At 61.4% G+C, this 21,451-nt stretch carries 15 protein-coding genes; 7 read left to right on the top strand and 8 right to left on the bottom strand.

From position 1 onward, the window contains the following. Positions 1-174: 174 nt before the first annotated feature. Positions 175-1,071, bottom strand: coding sequence for a lysine exporter LysO family protein (locus ACOWVD_RS08360; protein WP_004928363.1), 897 nt, complete (start codon positions 1,069-1,071; stop codon positions 175-177). 187 nt (positions 1,072-1,258) lie between these two features. On the opposite strand from ACOWVD_RS08360, the gene ACOWVD_RS08355 reads away from it, so the two are divergent. Then, complete coding sequence (locus tag ACOWVD_RS08355) at positions 1,259-2,917, top strand: ATP-dependent endonuclease (protein ID WP_004928362.1); 1,659 nt, start codon at positions 1,259-1,261, stop codon at positions 2,915-2,917. Between the two features lie 14 nt (positions 2,918-2,931). Here ACOWVD_RS08355 and ACOWVD_RS08350 read toward each other — a convergent pair whose 3' ends face one another. Continuing rightward, positions 2,932-3,885: a VirK/YbjX family protein gene (locus ACOWVD_RS08350; RefSeq protein ID WP_164095254.1), complete on the bottom strand. Its 954-nt coding sequence runs from the start codon at positions 3,883-3,885 to the stop codon at positions 2,932-2,934. 194 nt (positions 3,886-4,079) lie between these two features. Here ACOWVD_RS08350 and macA point away from each other — a divergent pair, with 194 nt between their 5' ends. After that, on the top strand, positions 4,080-5,195 hold the full coding sequence (macA, locus tag ACOWVD_RS08345; protein WP_031299864.1) for a macrolide transporter subunit MacA: 1,116 nt from the start codon (positions 4,080-4,082) through the stop codon (positions 5,193-5,195). Next, positions 5,195-7,141, top strand: coding sequence for a macrolide ABC transporter ATP-binding protein/permease MacB (macB, locus tag ACOWVD_RS08340; protein WP_164095253.1), 1,947 nt, complete (start codon positions 5,195-5,197; stop codon positions 7,139-7,141). The genes macA and macB overlap by 1 nt, the downstream gene beginning before the upstream one ends. An 87-nt stretch (positions 7,142-7,228) precedes the next feature. Here the strand turns inward: macB and cspD are convergent, their stop codons facing one another. After that, positions 7,229-7,450, bottom strand: coding sequence for a cold shock-like protein CspD (gene cspD / locus ACOWVD_RS08335; protein ID WP_004928349.1), 222 nt, complete (start codon positions 7,448-7,450; stop codon positions 7,229-7,231). Positions 7,451-7,805: 355 nt separating this feature from the next. Here cspD and clpS point away from each other — a divergent pair, with 355 nt between their 5' ends. Then, on the top strand, positions 7,806-8,126 hold the full coding sequence (gene clpS, locus ACOWVD_RS08330) for an ATP-dependent Clp protease adapter ClpS (RefSeq protein WP_004928347.1): 321 nt from the start codon (positions 7,806-7,808) through the stop codon (positions 8,124-8,126). Between the two features lie 27 nt (positions 8,127-8,153). Next, positions 8,154-10,433 carry an ATP-dependent Clp protease ATP-binding subunit ClpA gene (gene clpA / locus ACOWVD_RS08325; protein WP_004928343.1) on the top strand — a complete coding sequence of 760 codons (2,280 nt, stop codon included), beginning with the start codon at positions 8,154-8,156 and terminating at the stop codon, positions 10,431-10,433. A 205-nt stretch (positions 10,434-10,638) separates the two neighbouring features. Here the strand turns inward: clpA and infA are convergent, their stop codons facing one another. The 5 genes from infA to trxB form a co-directional block, all read right to left on the bottom strand. Continuing rightward, positions 10,639-10,857 carry a translation initiation factor IF-1 gene (gene infA, locus ACOWVD_RS08320; RefSeq protein WP_002211347.1) on the bottom strand — a complete coding sequence of 73 codons (219 nt, stop codon included), beginning with the start codon at positions 10,855-10,857 and terminating at the stop codon, positions 10,639-10,641. Between the two features lie 105 nt (positions 10,858-10,962). Then, complete coding sequence (aat, locus tag ACOWVD_RS08315; RefSeq protein ID WP_015377315.1) at positions 10,963-11,688, bottom strand: leucyl/phenylalanyl-tRNA--protein transferase; 726 nt, start codon at positions 11,686-11,688, stop codon at positions 10,963-10,965. 29 nt (positions 11,689-11,717) lie between these two features. Then, a complete protein-coding gene (cydC, locus tag ACOWVD_RS08310) occupies positions 11,718-13,457 on the bottom strand; it encodes a heme ABC transporter ATP-binding protein/permease CydC (RefSeq protein WP_421105578.1) in 1,740 nt (579 codons plus the stop codon). A gap of 2 nt (positions 13,458-13,459) precedes the next feature. After that, the gene (gene cydD, locus ACOWVD_RS08305) at positions 13,460-15,229 is read right to left on the bottom strand and encodes a heme ABC transporter permease/ATP-binding protein CydD (RefSeq protein WP_421105577.1); all 1,770 of its coding nucleotides are present in this window, start codon (positions 15,227-15,229) and stop codon (positions 13,460-13,462) included. Between the two features lie 240 nt (positions 15,230-15,469). Next, entirely contained in the window at positions 15,470-16,441 is a 972-nt protein-coding gene (gene trxB, locus ACOWVD_RS08300) for a thioredoxin-disulfide reductase (RefSeq protein WP_004928321.1), read from the bottom strand. Positions 16,442-17,095: 654 nt separating this feature from the next. On the opposite strand from trxB, the gene lrp reads away from it, so the two are divergent. Further along, complete coding sequence (gene lrp / locus ACOWVD_RS08295; RefSeq protein WP_004928318.1) at positions 17,096-17,590, top strand: leucine-responsive transcriptional regulator Lrp; 495 nt, start codon at positions 17,096-17,098, stop codon at positions 17,588-17,590. Positions 17,591-17,710: 120 nt separating this feature from the next. Further along, positions 17,711-21,295 (top strand): DNA translocase FtsK 4TM domain-containing protein, encoded by a 3,585-nt coding sequence (locus ACOWVD_RS08290; protein ID WP_306377322.1) that lies wholly within the window; start codon positions 17,711-17,713, stop codon positions 21,293-21,295. Positions 21,296-21,451: the final 156 nt, after the last annotated feature.

Below are 21,451 nucleotides of genomic sequence, written 5' to 3'. Positions count from 1 at the left end.
TTCCTTTTATTTTAAAGTTGCATTTGTAATGCTTGTTTAAAAGCATAGATCGGCGATCGGGGTTGCAAAAGGCTTTTGTGCGACTACTGCGGGCAAGTTTGATTTAGCGCAATTTTGCCGTGCGGATGGGAATTATTACGCTTTGGGGGCCAGGCGGCCCCCAGGGGGAAAGGATCAGGAGAACAGGGCGATCAGCACCGGCGCCAGCAGGCTCAGCAGGAAGCCGTGCACGATGGCGGGCGGCACCATGTCCAGCCCGCCGCTGCGCTGCAGCACCGGCAGGGTGAAGTCCATCGAGGTGGCGCCGCACAGGCCGAGGGCGGTGGAGCGGCTGCGGCGCACCAGCGTCGGGATCAGCATGATCGCCACCAGCTCGCGCGCCAGATCGTTGAAGAACGCGGCGCTGCCCATCACCGGGCCGTAGGCGTCGGTGATCAGAATGCCGGACAGCGAGTACCAGCCGAAGCCGGAGGCCATCGCCAGCCCGGCCTTGACCGGCAACCCCAGCAGCTGCGCCGCCAGCGCGCCGCCGGCCAGCGACGCGACGGTCACCACCAATGCCACCAGCGTGCCGCGGCGGTTGAGCACGATCTGGCGCAGCGTCATGCCGCTGTTGCGCAGCTGAATGCCGACCAGCAACAGCAGGAAGATCAGCGCATATTCGCTGCCTTTATGGGCGAACTGCAGCCATTGCCACTGCGTCAGGCCGAGCAGGAAACCGCCGAGCACCACGCCGCACAGCTTGAGCGACTCCAGCGCCATGTGCACGCGCGAAGGCAGCTTTTCCTGTTTATGGCTGCTGCGCCACGGCATGCGCCGCTCCAGCAGCGCCAGCAACAGCAGATTGGCGCAGAGAATGCAGAAGAAGAACACCGCGCTGTACTGGAAGATCAGCACCAGGTTGCTGCTGAGATCTTCCATGAACGCCAGGCTGATACCCATGAAAAACAGGATCACGTACACCATCCAGCTCAGCAGCCGGTTGATCAGCACCAGCAGCGGGCGATGGCGTAGGGGAATGAGGTAACCGACAATCAGCGGTAACAGAATAATCAACAGTCCTGAGTACATGGTGCAGCTTGTGTCCTTGAGTTTTGAAGCGCGCCGAACGCCGACGAGGAGCACACGCTAACCAAAAGCCCGGCCGGAGTAAAGCGGCAGATTTGACGTTGGCCGCTTGACCTGCAAGGGGTTTTTTGACCATGCTCTGTGAAAGTCGCCTCATTGAAGAGGCGACGGCGCGCACGGGAGGCGGCGGATGTTCTTGGAGCGTATCGAAATTGTAGGTTTTCGCGGCATTAACCGGCTGTCGCTGATGCTGGACGACAACACGCTGTTGCTCGGCGAAAATGCCTGGGGTAAATCCAGCCTGCTGGATGCGCTGACGCTGCTGCTGGCGCCGGAGCAAAAGCTGTATCGGTTTGAAGCGCACGACTTCCATTTCCCTCCCGGTGAGGAGGCGGCCAAAGAGCGCCACCTGCAGGTGGTGTTCACCTTCTGCGAAAAAGACATCGGCCATGCACACCTGCCGCGCTATCGCCACCTGACGCCGCTGTGGGTCAAGGGCGAAGATGGCTTGAGCCGCATTCATTACCGCTGCGAGGGCGAGTTGGCCGACGACGGCACGGTGTGCACCTGGCGTGGTTTTCTCGACGCCGACGGCAACGCCTTTCAGCTGCACCATATCGAACAACTGGCCCACGCCATTATCCGCATCCATCCGGTATTGCGCCTGCGCGACGCGCGCTTTATTCGTCGCCTGCGCCCCAGCAGCCTCGGCGATGAACGCAAACCCGATACCCAGGCGCTGGCGCAGCAGTTGGATCAGCTGACGCGCGAGCTGGTGCGCAATCCGCAGAAGTTGACCAACGGTGAGCTGCGTCAGGGACTGGCGGCGATGCAGCAGTTGCTGGAGCACTATTTCGCCGAGCAGAGTTCACAGGTGACGCGGCCGCGCCGCCGCGGCGGTGAACCGGAGCAGGACGCCTGGCGCGCGCTGGACGGCATCAACCGCATGGTGGCCGAGCCGAACAGCCGCAGCATGCGCCTGATCCTGCTGGGGATGTTTTCCACCCTGCTGCAGGCCAAGGGCGACGTCAAGCTGGATCCCCATGCCCGGCCGTTGCTGCTGGTGGAGGACCCGGAAACTCGCCTGCATCCGATCATGCTGTCGGTGGCCTGGGGGCTGCTCAATCAGCTGCCGCTGCAGCGCATCACCACCACCAACTCCAGCGAACTGGTGTCGCTGGTGCCGGTGGAGCACGTCTGCCGGCTGGTGCGCGAGTCGGGGCGGGTTGCGACCTACCGTCTCGGGCCGCGCGGGCTGAGCGCCGAAGACGGGCGGCGCATCGCGTTTCACATCCGTTTCAACCGGCCGTCGTCGCTGTTCGCCCGCTGCTGGCTGCTGGTGGAAGGCGAGACCGAAGTGTGGCTGCTGAACGAGCTGGCGCGCCAGTGCGGCTACCATTTCGAGGCGGAAGGGGTGAGGGTCATCGAATTCGCCCAGTGCGGCCTGAAGCCGCTGCTGCGCTTCGCCCGCCGTATGGGTATCGAGTGGCATGCGCTGGTGGACGGCGACGAGGCGGGCAAAAAGTACGCCAATACCGTGCGCAGCCTGCTGGACAATCATGAAGACAACGAACGCGATCGGCTGACCGCGCTGCCGGCGCCGGACATGGAGCACTTCATGTTCCGCGAAGGGTTCGGCCCGGTTTATCACCGAATGGCGTCGGTGCCGCTCAACGCGCAGATGCCGGTGCGCAAGGTGATCCTGAAAGCGGTTCACCACTCGTCGAAGCCGGATCTGGCGATTGAGGTCGCGATGCAGGCCGGCGAATGGGGCACGGACTCGGTGCCGCCGCTGCTGAAGAAAATGTTCTCACGGGTAATCTGGCTGGCGCGCGGCCGGGCGGACTGACGGCCCGTCGGGCGTTATCGGGCGCAGAAATGCGCCGTCAATCCCTGTTCCAGTTCGTCCAGCAACTGATAGCGGCGGCGATACTCGGCGCGCTTCTTGCTGGCAATCTCTTCGATCGGCTTGCGGGCGATGCGCTCGGGCAGCAGGAAATAGCCGCTGTCGAGCGGTTTGGCGCCCATCGACAGCCAGAACTGATCGTAATCGGCGTGCAGTTGATCCTTCTTCTTACTCTGGTAACGCCAGTTTTGATAGATATGGGTGGCATTGCCGACGGCTACGATCCGGCGGATGCCGAGATGCCGAGCCAGCGTGCAAACGCCTTCCAGCACCAGACGTTTAGGGAACAGACCGTGACACTCCTTGGTGGTGTGCTGGATCTCGGCGTGCGGCACCTCATGGTTCGCGCCCTGCAGGCCGCCGATGAACAGCGTCGGCTGCTGCTGATAATGCATCAGCGCAAAGGTGATTTCCGCCAGCATCACGCCGTTGGCGTTGCGCAGCAGCAGCGTGGCTTCCCCTTCCTTATTCAGTTTGTCGATCGCCGCCAGTTCCAGCGAGATCGGCGCTTCGTTTTTGCCCATCGCGCGGGCCAGCACGAAAGGCTGTGGGCCGAGGTGGCCGAGACGCATCTTCAGCGGCATGCGCTGCACGATGAGATCGTAATGATCGCGCAGGGCGAACAAGCATTCGATCTTGCTCATGTTGGCCGCCAGGTAGGGGCGATGCAGCTTGCACGGCAGGTTCGGCTGCGCGCTCAGGATCTCTTCCAGCAGCGGGTTGCTGGCCAGGGTGCTGAGCAGGCCGCTGGTGGTGCGCCAGTTGAGCAGCGAACGGCCGAGAAACTTCAGGCGAAACGAGGTTTTTTTCCAGGCGTTGCTTGGCGCCTTTTCGCCATTGATCAGCGCCGTCATCAGTTGCCAGCCGTTAAGCGGCCGGGGGGAGGCGAGTGGGTAGCTGAGCTGTGACATGATGAAATCCTTGGCTGTGTTGAATGGCGGTATTTCATCAAGGTTTCACTAAACGGGAGTTCAATGCTGAACTGTAACCAGGCGTGTCTCCACATTGTGTTGAGCTAAGGTTTAGTTATTCCCTACGTTGCATGCTAATTTAGCTCCGCCGCCGCAATGGGCGGTCGATATTCACAAGCACAGGCAGGTCAATTTTGACAGGGTTTAAAGGACATAAACGCCGCTGGATACTCGCACTGGCGGTGATTGCGGCGCTTGCCGCGGCGGCCGTTTGGCACTTTCGCCATCCGGCGCCGACCGATTTCAAAACGGTAAAGGTCACCCAGCGCGATCTGCAGCAGAACGTGTTGGCGACCGGCCAGCTGGACGCCGTGCGCAAGGTTGACGTCGGCGCGCAGGTCAGCGGGCAGTTGGAAAAACTGTATGTCGAGATCGGCGACAAGGTGAAAAAAGGTCAGTTGCTGGGGGTTATCGATCCGCAGCAGGCGCAGAACAGCATCCGTGAAGGCGAGGCGACGCTGCGCGAGCTGCATGCGCAGCTGCTGCAGGCGCAGGCGGAACAGCAGCTGGCGGCGGTTACGCTGCAGCGCAACCAGGCGCTGGCCAGGCTGCAGGCGGTGTCGCGTCAGGATTTGGATCAGGCGGCGACGCAGCTGGCGGTGAAGAAGGCGCAGGTGGGCACCATCAATGCGCAGATCGCGCGGAATCAGGCCAGCCTGGACACCGCCAAGATCAACCTGGCCTACACCCGCATCGAAGCGCCGATGGATGGCGACGTGGTGCAGATCACCACGCTGCAGGGCCAGACGGTGATCGCGGCGCAACAGGCGCCAAACATTCTGACGCTGGCGGATCTCGGCACCATGCTGGTGAAGGCGCAGGTCTCGGAGGCCGACGTCATTAACCTCAAGCCGGGTCAGAAGGCCTGGTTCACGGTGCTGGGCGATCCGACCCGGCGCTTCGACGGCGTGCTGAAAGACATCCAGCCGACACCGGAAAAGGTCAACAACGCCATCTTCTATTACGCGCGTTTCGAAGTGCCTAACCCGGAAAGGTTGCTGCGCTTGCAAATGACGGCGCAGGTGCACATTCAGCTGGCCGGCGTTCAGCAGGCGCTGGTGATCCCGCTGGCGGCGCTGGGTGATCAGATCGCCGACAATCGCTACCACGTCTCGGTGCTGAAACAGGGCAAGGAAGAGAAGCGCGAAGTGGCCATCGGCCTGCGCAACAATATCGACGTGCAGATCCTCAGCGGGCTTGAGGCGGGCGATGAGGTGATCGTCAGCCGCGGCGGCGTGGAGGCCGGCTGATGGCGGCGCTGTTGCAGCTGAGCGGCATTCGCCGCAGCTACCGTTCCGGCGAGCAGACGGTCGAGGTGCTGAAGGGGATCAGCCTGAGCATCGACGCCGGTGAAATGGTGGCGATCATGGGGGCTTCCGGCTCCGGCAAATCGACGCTGATGAACATTCTCGGCTGCCTGGACAAGCCGAGCGCCGGCGTGTATCGGGTAGCCGGGCAAGATGTGGCGACGCTGAGCGACGATGCGTTGGCGCAGCTGCGGCGCGAGCATTTCGGCTTTATCTTTCAACGCTATCATCTGCTGCCGCACCTGAGCGCGGCGCACAACGTCGAGGTGCCGGCGGTGTATGCCGGGCTGGGCAAAGCGGCGCGGCGCGAACGGGCGGAAGCGCTGTTGCGCCGTCTGGGGCTGGGGGAGCGCGTCAACTATCGGCCGAGCCAGCTTTCCGGCGGCCAGCAGCAGCGCGTCAGTATCGCCCGCGCGTTGATGAACGGCGGGCAGGTGATCCTGGCGGATGAGCCGACCGGCGCGCTCGACAGCCATTCCGGCGAAGAGGTGATGGCGATCCTTAAACAGTTGTGCGCCCAGGGGCACACGGTGATCCTGGTGACTCACGATCCGGCGGTGGCGCGCCAGGCTGAACGGATCATCGAGATCCGCGACGGCGAAATCATCTCCGATTCGCGCCCGACGCCGTCGGAGGATGCCCAGGCCAAGCCGCTGGCGCTGGCCGCCGTGGCGCCTTCCTGGCGGCAGATGGGCGGCCGTTTCCGCGAGGCGCTGATCATGGCCTGGCGCGCGATGGCGGCCAACAAGATGCGCACCGCGCTGACCATGCTCGGCATCATTATCGGCATCGCCTCGGTGGTGTCGATCCTGGTGATCGGCGACGCCGCCAAGCAGATGGTGCTGGCGGACATCAAATCCATCGGCACCAATACTGTCGATATCTATCCCGGCAAGGATTTCGGCGACGACGATCCGACCTACCGGCAATCGTTGAAATACGGCGATCTCGATGCGCTGCGCGAACAGCCTTACATCAGTGCGCTGTCGCCGAGCATCAGCAGCAGCATGCGGCTGCGTTTGGGCAACGTTGATGCGGCGGCCAACGTCAACGGCGTCAGCGAGCAGTTCTTCCGCGTGTATGGCATGAGCTTTACCCAGGGCGTCGGCATCGATCCGATGCAGGTACAGTCGCAGGCGCAGACGGTGGTGATTGACGCCAATACCCAACGGCGGCTGTTCCCGCACCAGAAGAACGTGGTGGGGGAAGTGATCCTGGTGGGCAACATGCCGGCGACGGTGGTCGGCGTGGCCAAGGAGAAGCAGTCGATGTTCGGCAGCAGTAAGACGCTGAACGTATGGGTGCCGTACAGCACCATGGCCAACCGGCTGATGGGCAACAGCTATTTCGATTCGATCACCGTGCGCATCCGCGACGGTTACGACAGCAAGGAAGCGGAGCAGCAACTGTCGCGCCTGCTGACGTTGCGCCACGGCAAGAAGGACTTTTTCACCTATAACATGGACAGCCTGGTGCAAACCGCGGAGAAAACCACCCGCACGCTGCAGCTGTTCCTGACGCTGGTGGCGGTGATTTCGCTGGTGGTCGGCGGCATCGGCGTGATGAACATCATGCTGGTGTCGGTGACCGAGCGCACGCGCGAGATCGGCATCCGCATGGCGGTGGGCGCCCGTTCCGGCGACGTGTTGCAGCAGTTCTTGATCGAAGCGGTGTTGGTCTGCCTGGTGGGGGGCGCGCTGGGGATTACGCTGTCGTTCGCCATCGGCCTGGCGGTGCAGTTGGTATTGCCGGGCTGGCAGATCAGCTTCCCGCCGGCGGCGTTGCTGAGCGCGTTCCTCTGTTCCACCGGTATCGGCGTGGTGTTCGGCTATCTGCCGGCGCGCAATGCCGCGCGGCTGAATCCGATCGATGCGCTGGCGCGCGAGTAAGTAAAAGGCATAAAAAATGCCAGTCACACGGCGGCTGGCATTTTTATCGCAGTCAGGGTCAATGCAGCGCGACGCTGCTGGAGGCGTTCAGGACAGCGCCTCGCTTTCCACCGGCACAATCAGACTGGCATGGTTCCCTTTTGGCCCTTGATGCACGTCGAAGCTGACCTGCTGGCCTGCCTTCAACGTTCTGTAACCATCCATCTTGATGGTGGAATAATGCGCGAAAATATCTTCGCCACCGCCGGCTGGGCAGATGAAGCCAAAGCCTTTGGCGTTGTTAAACCATTTAACAGTACCCGTCTCCATGCTTTTACATCCCTCGCAACGCTATTTTAAGTGAGATGAATAACTGAATTCGCACCCGCCGTGGGCGGGTAGCAGGGTGGACAAGGGGTGGTTAAAAGACCACCAGCCACGAATTTACACTCTAGAGCAAATGATCGGGGCGTCAAGGGATCGGCTTTTGTCGGCGGGGAGCAGTTCACCAAAGTTTGAAGCAGGTAACGCTATTGCCACGATTCAGTCACAATTGGCCCGTTTTTTTGCGCACGTTACAGTGCGGCGGGACGATGGCGAAGATGATAAAATAGTAACTATCCCCACTTTGAATAACCGAAACCTGTCCCCATATCAGAGGGCAGAGCAGAGAAGATGAGCAGCGATGGGCAATAACAACGACTGGCTAAACTTTGAACACTTGGCCGAAGAAAAACAAATCGATGCGGTAAAACCGCCGTCTATGTATAAAGTTATACTTAACAACGACGATTACACACCGATGGAATTTGTGATTGACGTTCTGCAAAAGTTCTTTTCTTATGATATTGAACGCGCAACGCAACTGATGCTCACGGTCCACTATCAAGGCAAGGCGATCTGTGGTGTTTTCACCGCCGAGGTGGCGGAAACCAAAGTCGTCCATGTGAACCGGTACGCAAGGGAGAACGAGCATCCGTTGCTTTGTACGCTGGAAAAAGCCTGAATAAGGCAATCTATTGGGGAGGTGCTTATGCTCAATCAAGAACTGGAACTCAGTCTCAACATGGCTTTCGCCAGGGCGCGTGAGCACAGACACGAGTTTATGACCGTGGAGCACCTGTTGCTGGCGTTGCTGAGCAACCCTGCCGCGCGAGAAGCGCTCGAGGCATGTACGGTGGATCTGGCCGCGTTGCGCCAGGAGCTGGAAGCCTTCATCGAACAAACCACACCGACGCTGCCCGCCGGCGAAGAAGAGCGCGACACTCAGCCGACGCTCAGCTTCCAGCGCGTGCTGCAGCGCGCGGTCTTCCATGTGCAATCTTCCGGCCGCAGCGAAGTGTCCGGCGCCAACGTGTTGGTGGCCATCTTCAGCGAGCAGGAGTCGCAGGCGGCCTATCTGCTGCGCAAGCACGACGTCAGCCGTCTCGACGTGGTGAACTTCATTTCACATGGCACGCGTAAAGACGAGCCGGGCCAAGCGCCGAATGCGGAAAACCCGGTGAACGAAGAGCAGTCCGGAGGGGAAGACCGTATGGAAAACTTCACCACCAACCTCAATCAGTTGGCCCGTGTGGGCGGCATCGATCCGTTGATCGGCCGCGATCGTGAGCTGGAGCGCGCGATTCAGGTGCTGTGCCGTCGTCGTAAAAACAACCCGCTGCTGGTCGGTGAATCCGGCGTGGGCAAGACCGCCATCGCCGAAGGCCTGGCCTGGCGTATCGTGCAGGGCGACGTGCCGGAAGTGATGGCGGACTGCACGCTGTATTCGCTGGATATCGGTTCACTGCTGGCCGGCACCAAATACCGCGGCGACTTCGAGAAGCGCTTCAAGGCGCTGCTCAAGCAGCTGGAACAGGATCAGAACAGCATCCTGTTCATCGATGAAATTCACACCATCATCGGCGCCGGTGCGGCTTCCGGTGGGCAAGTGGATGCCGCCAACCTGATCAAACCGCTGCTGTCGAGCGGCAAGATCCGGGTGATCGGCTCGACCACCTACCAGGAGTTCAGCAACATCTTCGAAAAGGATCGCGCTTTGGCGCGCCGCTTCCAGAAGATCGATATCACCGAACCGACGGCGGAAGAGACCGTTCAGATCATCAACGGCCTGAAGGCCAAGTATGAAGCGCACCACGACGTGCGTTATACCGCCAAAGCGATCCGCGCCGCGGTGGAGCTGTCGGTGAAATACATCAACGATCGTCATCTGCCGGACAAGGCGATCGACGTGATCGACGAGGCGGGCGCCCGCAGCCGGTTGATGCCGGCCAGCAAGCGCAAGAAAACCGTCAACGTGGCCGATATCGAATCCGTGGTGGCGCGCATCGCGCGCATCCCGGAGAAAACCGTGTCGGCCAGCGATCGCGACGTGCTGAGAAACCTGGGCGATCGCTTGAAGATGCTGGTATTCGGCCAGGATCAGGCGATCGAAGCGCTGACCGAAGCGATCAAGATGAGCCGCGCCGGTCTGGGCCACGAGCGCAAGCCGGTCGGTTCCTTCCTGTTCGCCGGGCCGACCGGGGTCGGGAAAACCGAGGTCACCGTACAGTTGGCCAAGGCGATGGATATCGAGCTGCTGCGTTTCGACATGTCCGAGTACATGGAGCGGCATACCGTCAGCCGTCTGATCGGCGCGCCTCCGGGCTACGTCGGTTACGATCAGGGCGGGTTGCTGACCGATGCGGTGATCAAGCATCCGCATGCGGTGGTGCTGCTCGATGAGATCGAGAAGGCGCATCCGGACGTGTTCAACCTGCTGCTGCAGGTGATGGACAACGGCACGCTGACTGATAACAACGGCCGCAAGGCGGACTTCCGCAACGTGATCCTGGTGATGACCACCAACGCCGGGGTGCGGGAAACTGAACGCAAGTCGATCGGTCTGGTGCAGCAGGACAACAGTACCGACGCGATGGAAGAGATCAAGAAGGTGTTTACGCCGGAGTTCCGCAACCGTCTGGACAACATCATCTGGTTCAACCATCTGTCTACCGAGGTGATCCAGCAGGTGGTCGACAAGTTTATCGTCGAACTGCAGGCGCAGCTGGATGCGAAGGGCGTCTCGCTGGAAGTGAGCGACGAAGCGCGCGATTGGCTGTCGGTGAAGGGCTACGACCGTGCGATGGGCGCTCGTCCGATGGCGCGCGTCATGCAGGAGAACCTGAAGAAACCGCTGGCCAACGAGTTGCTGTTCGGCTCGCTGGTGGACGGCGGTTCCGTGAAGGTCGAGCTGGACAAGGACAAGAAACAGCTGACCTACCACTTCCTCAGCGCCGCCAAGCGCAAAGCGGACGAGGGCGCGGTGCACTAAGGCTGCCTTCAGGCAAAGAAAAAGCGATGCTTCGGCATCGCTTTTTTTATGGGTGAGATTCACCGTACAGCAGAAACGAGTGAGCCCTCTCAGTTTACCTGCGCACCTGCAACCCGTTGTGTAACGTCGCTGCGGGGGTAAACGGAAAGGGCTCCCGAGGGATTACATCCTCGATGCCGCCAGCGTGTGGCGCGCGGTGAGCCGATTAACGGCTACGGAAGACAATGCGGCCTTTGCTCAGGTCGTACGGGGTCAGCTCTACAGTGACTTTGTCACCCGTCAGGATGCGGATATAGTTTTTACGCATTTTACCGGAGATGTGTGCGGTTACCACGTGCCCGTTTTCCAATTCAACGCGGAACATGGTGTTCGGCAGCGTATCAAGAACGGTGCCCTGCATTTCAATATTGTCTTCTTTGGCCATCGAATCCTCTAGGTCTAACTACCTTAGTTTTTAACCGGCAAGATAATGCCGAAAAACCCCCATTATGTAAAGATGTGTCGGTGAACATTGCACCGTTTCCACCAATTAGTTTGCTGGGCAGGGTGGTTCAACCGGCTGTGGGGATATGACTTGCGGCGCCCAGCACGCCGGTGCCAAAGGCCGCCGTTGAAGGGTGCTGAGCTGCTGCAAAAATTGACGGCGCGGAATTTCACGCGCGCCAAGGCGGGCAGTGTGAGCGTTCAGCACCTGGCAGTCAATCAATTCCCCGCCATAAGCGGCAAAATGGCGGCAAAAGGCCATCAATGCGCATTTTGAGGCGTTGGTGACGCGGCTGAACATCGATTCGCCGCAGAACAACGCGCCCTGCGCCACGCCGTACATGCCGCCGACCAGTTGATCATCCTGCCATACCTCCACCGAGTGCGCGTAGCCGAGGCGATGAAGATGTTGATAGGCGCGCTGTACCTCCGGGCCGATCCAGGTGCCTTCATCCGGCCGGTGGGCGCAGGCGGCGATCACTGAGGCGAAGTCGTGATTAAGTGTGATGCGAAACGGATCGTGGCGCAGAAAGCGTTTCAGGCTGCGGTTGAGATGAAACTCGGCCGGGAACAGCACCGCACGCGGATCGGGTGACCACCACAGAATCGCTTCCCCCGGCGAGTACCAGGGGAAGATGCCGCGCTCGTAGGCTGCCAGCAGCCGTGGCGCCGTCAGGTCGCCGCCGATCGCCAGCAGGCCGTTGGGATCGCGCAGGGCGCCCTCAGGCGAGGGAAACGCCAGCGACTGAGGGGAAAGCTTAACGATGCGCATACAGGGTTTCTGCGTCCTCTACGGGCCGATTACGGCGCCAGGTTGCTGATACGGTTGCGAAAGCGGGCATAGCGGCCCTGCTGGCGCATTAGGGCGGCGTGATCGCCCTGTTCGACAATTTGGCCGTCATCCATTACGCAAATGCGATCGAGATGCTCCAGGCCGTACAGGCGGTGCGTCACCAGGATCAGCGTCTTGCCCTGACAATGCCGGCGCAGCAGCGCCAGGATCTGCTGCTCGGTCTCGGCGTCCAGCCCTTCGGTCGGTTCGTCAAGCAACAGCAGCGGGGCAGGGTGCAGCAGCGCGCGGGCGATGCCCAGCCGGCGCTGTTCACCGCCGGACAGCTGCCGGCCGCCTTCGCCCAGCCAGGCGTTCAGCCCGCCGTCGCTGTCCAGCAATTTGCCGAGCCCCACCTGCTGCAACACCTCGCTCAGGCGAGCGTCGCCGGCATCCGGTGCGGCCAGCCGCAGGTTTTCCCGCAGCGTATCGCTGAAGATATGCACTCGCTGGCTGATGACCGTGGTCATTCGGCGCAGCGTGGTTTCATCATAATCCTCCAGCGGTTCGCCGTTGAGCAGAATTTTTCCGCCGTCGGTGCGCCAGGCGCGGGTCAGCAGCTGCAGCAGGGTGGACTTGCCGCAGCCGGTGCGGCCGAGCAAGGCGATGTGTTCGCCGGCTGCCACCTCGAGCGTGACGTCGCGCAGCACCGGCTGCGGCTGATCGGGGTAGGTGAAACTCAACTGCCGCAGGCTAAGCTGAGCCCGGTCGGCGGCGGCCGGGCCGACGGACGGGAAGGAGACTTCCGGTTGGCGATCGATGATCTGTTTGACCCGCGTGGCGGAGGCGATCACCTGGCCGAGGTGCTGGAAGGCGCCGGCCACCGGCATCAGCGCTTCGAACGACGCCAGCGCGGCGAAGACAAACAGCGCGATCAGCGCGCCGGGTTGGGTATCGCCGCCGATGCCGGCGGCGGTCAGCCACAGCAGCAGCGTCACCGTCAGCCCGCTGGCGAGGATCATCAGCGCCTGCGCCTTGCCGCTCAGCGAGGCTTGCTGCCACTGGCGGCGTTGCCACAGCTGTTCGGTGGCGGTCAGCGTCTGGCGGAAGTCGTTGACGGCGCCGAACACCACCAGCTCAGCCTGCCCCTGCAGCCAGGCGGTCAGGTCGGTGCGGTATTGGCCGCGCAGCGCGGTGAGTTGCCCGCCGATCGGTTTGCCGGCGCGATAGAACACCGGCGGCACCAGCAGCAACAGCAGCAACAGTATGCCGCCCAGCGTCAGGGCGAGCGCAGGATCCAGCCAGCTCAGGCCGTAGGTGACCACCAGGATCACCGCCGCCGCGCCTACCAGCGGTGAGATCACCCGCAGATAAAGGTGATCCAGCGTGTCCACGTCCGCCACCAGGCGATTGAGCAGGTCGGCCTGGCGGAAACGGGCGATGCCGCCCGGCGTCAGCGGCAGGATCTTGCTGAAGGTGAACACCCGCAGGTGCGACAGCACGCGGAAGGTGGCGTCGTGGCTGACCACGCGCTCGGCGTAGCGCCCGGCGGTGCGGAAGATCGCCGCGCCGCGCACGCCGGCGGCCGGCAGCATATAGTTGAAGGTCAGCAGGCCCGCCAATCCGGCCAGCGAAGAGGCGGCCAGGAACCAGCCGGAGAGCGCCAGCAGGCCGATGCTGGCCAGCAGGGTGACGATCGCCAAAAGGATGCCCAGGCTAATCAGCAGGCTATGGCGGCGATACAACGCCAAAAACGGCAGCAAAACGCGCATGATTAAAGCTCCCCGCGGCGATGGGCGATCAGCGTGGCGAACAGGCCCGGCTGGGCGCTGAGGGTGGCGTAATCGCCCTGTTGCACGATGCGCCCGTTATCCATCACCCAAATCTGATCGTAGTCTTCGGTATCTTCCAGCTGATGCGTCACCAGCAGGGTGGTTTGCTGATGCGAAGCGGCATTCAACGCCTGCATCACCCGTTGTTCGCTATGGGCATCGAGGCTGGCGGCCGGTTCATCCAGCAGCAGCAGGCTGCGTGGGCCGATCAGCGCCCGGGCGACCGCCACGCGCTGCGCCTGGCCTACCGACAGGCGGGCGGCGTTGTCGCCCACTTCGGTGTCGAGCCCCTGTGGCAGATAGGGCAACAGTTCGCTGACGTAGGCGTGTTCCACCGCCTGCTGCAGCTGCGCTTCGTCGGCCTGTGGGCAGCCCAACAGGATATTGGCGCGCAAGGTTTGCGCCGGCAGGTGCGGGTTCTGCCCGACCCAGCTGAGCTGTTGACGCCAGTTTTCTGCGGACAGTTCACGCAGCTCGACGCCGTTGACGGTCAACGACCCACGGTAGGGCAGGAAGCCGAGCAGCAGATTGAGCAGCGAGCTTTTACCGGCGCCGCTCAGCCCGACCAGCGCCACGCGCTGCTGCGGTTGCAGGGTGAAACTCAGCGGCCCGGCCAGCAGCACGCCGTTCGGCGACAGGATTTCCAACGCGTTCGCCTGCAGCGTCAGCGGCTGATCGGCGGGCAGCAGCTGCCGCGTGCCGTTGCCCATCTGCTCGCCTTCGGCGCTGAGGAAGGTTTCCAGCGCTTCCGCCGCGCCGACCGCCTGCGCCTTGGCATGATAGAAGGTGCCGAGATCGCGCAGCGGTTGGAAGAACTCCGGCGCCAGAATCAGCACCAGAAAACCGGAAAACAGCGTTACGCCGAGGCCGTAGCTGCCGAAATTGAGTTCGCCGAGGTAAGAAAAACCGAAATACACCGCCACTACGGCGATGGAGATCGACGCGAAGAACTCCAGCACGCCGGAGGAGAGGAAGGCCATGCGCAGCACTTCCATGGTGCGGCTGCGGAAGTCTTCGGAGGATTTGGCGATTTGCGCGGTTTCGGCCTGCGCGCGGTCGAACAACCTCAGGGTGTCCAGGCCGCGCAGGCGGTCGAGGAAGTTACCGCTCAATCGCGCCAGTGCCACGAAGTTGCGGCGGTTGGCGTCGGCGGCCCCCATACCGACCAGCGCCATGAACAGCGGGATCAGCGGCGCGGTCGCCAATAGAATCAAACCGGCGGCCCAATTGATCGGGAAAACGGCGATCAGGATCAGCAGCGGGATGAAGACCGCCAGATACATCTGCGGCAGATAGCGCGAGTAATAGTCCTGCATATCCTCGATCTGCTCGACGATGATGCTGGCCCAACTGCCCGCCGGTTTGCCCTGGATCCAGGCCGGGCCGAGCTGCTGCAACTTATCCAGCACCTGATGGCGCATGCGCTGACGGATCACCTGGCCACACTGGAAACCGACCCGCTCCCGCAGCCAGCTCAACAGCGCCCGCAATGCGAACGCGGCGGTCAGCCAGATAAACGAAGGGAGCAGCTGTTCACGTGGGGTATGTTCGATGATCAGGGCGTGCAGCAGGCTGGCCAGCAGCCACGCCTGCGCCACGATCAGCAGGCCGCTGAACAGCCCCAACAGCATGGAAAGGCGCAGCCAACGCTGCGCCAACGAACTCTGGGTTTTAAGCCAACGGGTTAACTGTTGCTGTCTGGTTTTTTTCATCAGATATGCGTCTGCGTCGCCGGTGCCCGTTTGTTACAGGCTGGGTTAACGTACTGTTAAATAATAGTGTTTGGCGCAATCGGCGACAAACAAGCGAGGTCCCATGTTACCTCGTCACCCGGCAGACTGAAAATAATAAAGCGGCCAAATGTGGCTATAACAGACGCGGGAAGGAGAGTGCGGAGGGGGGAAACAAAAAAAGCGGCCCGAGAGCCGCTTTTTGCTGATGACGAGAAAGTCTTAGCAGACTTCTGCGCCGGCGATGCCGTCCAGGTAACGTTCTGCGTCCAGCGCCGCCATACAGCCGGTGCCGGCGGAAGTGATCGCCTGGCGGTAGACGTGATCCATCACGTCGCCTGCGGCGAAGACGCCGGGGATAGTGGTTTGGGTCGCATTGCCGTGAATGCCGGACTGTACCTTGATGTAGCCGTTTTCCAGCTCCAGCTGGCCGCCGAAGATGCCGGTGTTCGGGCTGTGGCCGATAGCGATGAACACGCCGGCCAGTTCCAGTTCACGGGTTTCGTTTTCCGCTTTGGTGCTGCGGATGCGCACGCCGGTCACGCCCATTTCATCGCCCAGCACTTCGTCCAGCGTATGGTCGGTGTGCAGCACGATGTTGCCGCTTTTCACTTTTTCCATCAGCCGGTCGATCAGGATCTTCTCCGAGCGGAAGCTGTCGCGACGGTGGATCAGGTGAACCTCGGCGGCGATGTTGGACAGGTACAGCGCCTCTTCAACGGCGGTGTTGCCGCCGCCGACCACCGCGACTTTCTGGTTGCGGTAGAAGAAACCGTCGCAGGTCGCGCAGGCGGAAACGCCTTTGCCCTTGAAGGCGTCTTCGGAAGGCAGGCCAAGGTAGCGTGCGGAGGCGCCGGTCGCGATGATCAGCGCGTCGCAGCTGTATTCGCCGCTGTCGCCGAACAGGCGGAACGGACGCTGCTGCAGATCGACGCTGTTGATATGATCGAAGACGATTTCAGTCTGGAACTTCTCCGCGTGCTCGCGCATGCGCTCCATCAGCGCCGGGCCGGTCAGGCCTTCGGCGTCGCCCGGCCAGTTTTCCACTTCGGTGGTGGTGGTCAGCTGGCCGCCTTGCTCCAGACCGGTGATCAGCACCGGATTCAGGTTGGCGCGCGCCGCGTAGACGGCGGCGGTGTAACCGGCCGGGCCGGAGCCCAGAATCAGTAATTTGCTATGTTTAGCCGTGCCCATGAATAACCTCTTTATTCCACAATGGCGGACAATGAAGCCGATTGTAGGGAAAATGGCGCAGTAAAAAAAGCGCCGGGCGACGTTGTTAACGATTTGTATGATAGTTGTCGCCTATTAATGCACCCGCTGTCGGCAAATCGTACGCCGAACGCAGAAATTTACCTTATCAAAGCCGCATTCGGCCGCTGAATCGCCAACCGCGCAAAAACGGCGCATTCTGCGACTTCAGCCGCTCCCCGCCGGGGTTTATCTGCCAGCGATTCATAACCAAAAATGGGATGCAGACTTTTCGTGACGGTACGTTGTTCTGATTTTGCTTCTTTTACTTTGACAATCCGCTGCGCATTTGCGAAAACATCATAGGAAGAAGAAATTATCCCCGTAACACCAGCAAATCGTACGTATTTGCACCGCGAGGCGGCAATGCGCGATGGGTGTGCGGAGCAGAGCGCGCAAGCGTTTGCTGATTTTTTCTCGACCTAAACGTCGTTACCTGCATCGCGCGGAGTTGGACAGACAGGCTGCGCGGCGTGGAATGATGGTAGTGAAGAAGCATATGACAGGCATCGGGTCTTCGCTTGGAACGAACCCTTACACATTGACGTTGGCTAGGGTGTGGCAAGTGCACGGAAGAAAATAAGAGAGACAATAATAATGGCAGACAACAAGAAACGCCCGGGTAAAGATCTTGACCGTATCGACCGCAACATCCTGAATGAGCTGCAGAAGGATGGGCGTATTTCGAACGTCGAGCTTTCGAAGCGCGTGGGGTTATCCCCGACACCATGTTTGGAACGCGTGCGCCGTCTCGAGCGCCAGGGTTTCATTCATGGCTATACCGCATTGCTTAACCCGCATTATCTGGATGCGTCCCTGCTGGTTTTCGTGGAGATCACGCTGAACCGCGGCGCACCGGATGTGTTTGAGCAATTCAACTCGGCAGTGCAGAAGCTTGAAGAGATTCAGGAGTGTCATCTGGTTTCCGGCGATTTCGACTATCTGTTGAAAACCCGCGTACCGGACATGTCGGCTTACCGCAAATTGCTGGGCGAAACCTTGCTGCGTTTGCCGGGGGTTAACGACACCCGTACCTACGTAGTGATGGAAGAAGTGAAACAGAGTAACCGTCTGGTTATCAAAACACGGTAAGGTGCAGGTGCAAAACCTGATTAAATTGGTTACACTCCTGTTTATTCATACAGTTTCGGCGCCGGGGCAGTTTCTCGGCGCTGTTGCTATGTCAGCTAACAGGAACCTGGAGAGCCTTTCTTGAGCCAGGAATATACAGAAGATAAAGAAGTTACCCTGAAAAGACTCAGCAGTGGCCGGCGTTTGCTGGAAGCTGTGCTTATCGTGGTAGCGATTTTTGCCGTTTACCTCATGGCTGCGTTGGTCAGTTTCAATCCGTCTGACCCAAGCTGGTCGCAGACCGCGTGGCATGAGCCGATTCACAATCTGGGCGGCGGTGTCGGGGCCTGGTTGGCCGATACGCTGTTCTTCACCTTCGGGGTGCTCGCCTACGCGATACCGCCGATCATGCTGGTCCTGTGCTGGGCGGCTTATCGCCAACGCAGCAACAGAGACTACATCGACTATTTCGCGCTTTCCCTGCGCCTGATCGGCACCCTGGCGTTAGTGCTCACCTCCTGCGGGCTGGCGGCGCTGAACGTCGACGATCTCTATTACTTCGCTTCCGGCGGTGTGATCGGCAGCCTGCTGAGCAACGCCATGTTGCCGTGGTTCAACGGCATCGGCGCTACGCTGGCGCTGCTGTGCGTATGGGCGGCGGGGTTGACGCTGTTTACCGGCTGGTCCTGGCTGGTGATCGCCGAGAAGATCGGCGGGGCGGTGCTGGGCGTCGCGACGGTGATGACCAATCGCTCACGTCGCGAAGAGCGCTATTTTGAGGATGACGAGCGTTACGTCGACGACGAGCCTGAGCAGGCAGAGAAGGGCGCCGCCGCAGCGGTTGCCGCGACCGCCGATGACGACGTGCTGTTCTCCGCGCCTTCGGTCACCGAAAGCGCCAAAGCGGCGGCGGAAGACGCCGCCGATCCGTTGCTCAGCGGCCTGCGCGCCGACGATGGCGAGCTTGAAGCAGAAGCCGCATCCATCGCGCCGGCGGCTTCGCCTGCACCGGCGGTGAAGGCAGAGATCCACGAGCCCGTTGCAGCGCCGATCGCCACACAGGCGCCGTCGGTGACGGTGGCGCCGGCCGCGCCGGCCTCTGTCAATCAGCACCCGGTGAGCGCCCCGGCGCAAGACGCTACGCCGCCGCTGTATTCCTTCGAGATCCCGGAGGAAACGCCCGCGCCTAAGGCGACGCGTCCTGTCGATCCTTATCAGGATGACGATGAGCCGCGCCTCGGCAACTGGCAAGAGCCGGCCGCACCGCAGCCGCCGGCGCGTTCTCCCTTTGATTTTACCGCCGCACAGCGTGACAGCGTCGACATCGGCAATTCGAGCGGTTTCAGCGCCACCGGCGCCAAACCGCAGCCGGATACGGCGGCAGCCGCTGCTGCTGCAGGTGCCGCGGCGGCGACCTTTATGCCGGCCTTTACGGCGACCAGCGACGACAATCCGCAGGTTAAGCAGGGCATCGGCCCTGAACTGCCGCGGCCGAATCCGGTGCGCATCCCGACCCGTCGCGAACTGGCTTCCTACGGCATCAAGCTGCCTTCGCAGCGGGCGGCTGAACAGGAACAGCGCCAGACAGAGGCGGAGCCTCAGCAGCCGGCGACGGTGAACCCGCAGGAAGAAGAGGCGCTACAGGAAGCCGCGCTGCGTCAGGCGTTTGCCGAGCAGCAAAGCCAGCGCTATGGCGAAAGCTACGCGCCTGAGCAACAAGATGACGAGAGCGCATTGCAGGAAGCCGAGCTGAGCAAGGCGTTTGCCGAGCAGCAGCACCAACGCTACGGCGAAGGCTATCAACAGGACGACAAAGAGGCGCAGCAAGAGGCCGCGCTGCGCCAGGCGTTCGCCGAGCAGCAGCAGGCGCGCTACGGCCAGCAAGCACCTGCTCCGCAGGCACCGGCCACCAGCCCGATCGATACCCGCAATGCTTTCAGCTTCTCGCCGATGGCGGATCTGGTGGACGATGGCCCGAGCGAGCCAATGTTCACGCTGTCCCCGCAGCTTGAAGAGCGCATTGAACAGCAAAGCGAGCAAGAGGACGATGTGCCGTTCGGTCAGTTTGAGCCTGTGGCGCCTGCGGCTCAACCTCAGCAATCGCATCAGCCGCCTCAACAATACCAACAGCCGCAGCAATACCAGCAGCCTCAGCAAGCTCAGGCCGAGCAACATCCGGCGATGGACAGCCTGATTCACCCGTTCCTGATGCGCAACGATCAGCCGCTGCAGAAGCCGACCACGCCGCTGCCGACGCTGGATCTGTTGACCGAAGCGCCGAAAGAGGTGGAGCCGGTCGATTCCTTCGCGCTGGAACAGAAGGCGCGCCTGGTGGAGGCCAGCCTGGCCGATTACCGCGTGAAAGCCGACGTGGTGGACATCCTGCCGGGGCCGGTCATCACCCGCTTCGAGCTGGATCTGGCGCCGGGCGTTAAAGCGGCGCGCATTTCCAACCTGTCGCGCGATCTGGCGCGCTCGCTGTCGACTTCGGCGGTGCGCGTGGTGGAAGTCATCCCCGGCAAGCCTTATGTCGGTCTGGAGCTGCCGAACGCCAAACGGCAAACGGTGTATCTGCGCGAAGTGCTGGATTGCCCGGCCTTCCGTGACAATCCGTCGCCGCTGTCCATCGTATTGGGTAAAGACATCTCCGGCGAACCGGTAGTGGCCGATCTGGGCAAAATGCCGCACTTGCTGGTCGCCGGTACCACCGGTTCCGGTAAGTCGGTCGGGGTCAACGCCATGATCCTGAGCATCTTGTATAAGGCCACGCCGAAAGAAGTGCGCTTTATCATGATCGACCCGAAAATGCTGGAGCTGTCGGTTTACGAAGGCATTCCGCACCTGTTGACCGACGTGGTCACCGACATGAAAGACGCCGCCAACGCGCTGCGCTGGTGCGTGGGTGAAATGGAACGCCGCTACAAGCTGATGTCAGCTCTGGGCGTGCGTAACCTGGCCGGCTACAACGAGCGCGTCGATCAGGCCGAAGCGATGGGGCGTCCGATCCCGGATCCATTCTGGAAGCCGACCGACAGCATGGACATCACGCCGCCGGTGCTGGAGAAAGAGCCGTACATCGTGGTGATGGTCGACGAATTCGCCGATCTGATCATGACGGTGGGCAAGAAGGTCGAAGAGTTGATCGCTCGCCTGGCGCAGAAAGCGCGTGCGGCGGGTATCCACCTGGTGCTGGCGACCCAGCGTCCGTCGGTGGATGTGATCACCGGCCTGATCAAGGCCAACATCCCGACGCGTATCGCCTTTACCGTGTCGAGCAAGATCGACTCTCGCACCATCCTCGATCAGGGGGGCGCCGAGTCCTTGCTGGGCATGGGTGATATGCTTTATCTGGCGCCGAACTCCTCGATCCCGGTGCGCGTACATGGCGCATTCGTGCGCGATCAGGAAGTGCACGCGGTGGTCAAGGATTGGAAAGCGCGCGAGCGGCCCCAATATAAAGAGGGCATTCTCAGCGGCGGTGAAGACGGCGAGGGCGGTGCCGGCGGCGGCATGGACGGCGACGAAGAGCTGGATCCGCTGTTTGACCAGGCGGTGGATTTCGTGGTGGATAAACGCCGCGCCTCCATCTCCGGCGTACAGCGCCAGTTCCGTATCGGCTACAACCGCGCGGCGCGCATCATCGAGCAGATGGAGGCGCAGGGCATCGTCAGTGAGCAGGGGCATAACGGCAACCGCGAGGTGCTGGCGCCGCCGCGGCATGACTGATGGTTTAGCCGTTGCAATTCAATAAGAAAGGGCCGCTTAAGCGGCCCTTGTGCAAAGAAGCGTAAACCCGTTTCTTCTCGGAACATTGGCCTACCGGCCGATCGCCGGCTTCAGGTAAAGTAACGGGAGTAAAGGGTTGATTGACCCGCATGGCGT

Origin of the sequence: Serratia sp. SA088, assembly GCF_049065515.1 — a bacterium.
GTDB classification, from domain to species: Bacteria; Pseudomonadota; Gammaproteobacteria; order Enterobacterales; family Enterobacteriaceae; genus Serratia; species Serratia nematodiphila.
Note: the sequence above shows the minus strand (reverse complement) of the source record. Positions and strands in the feature narration are given on the sequence as shown.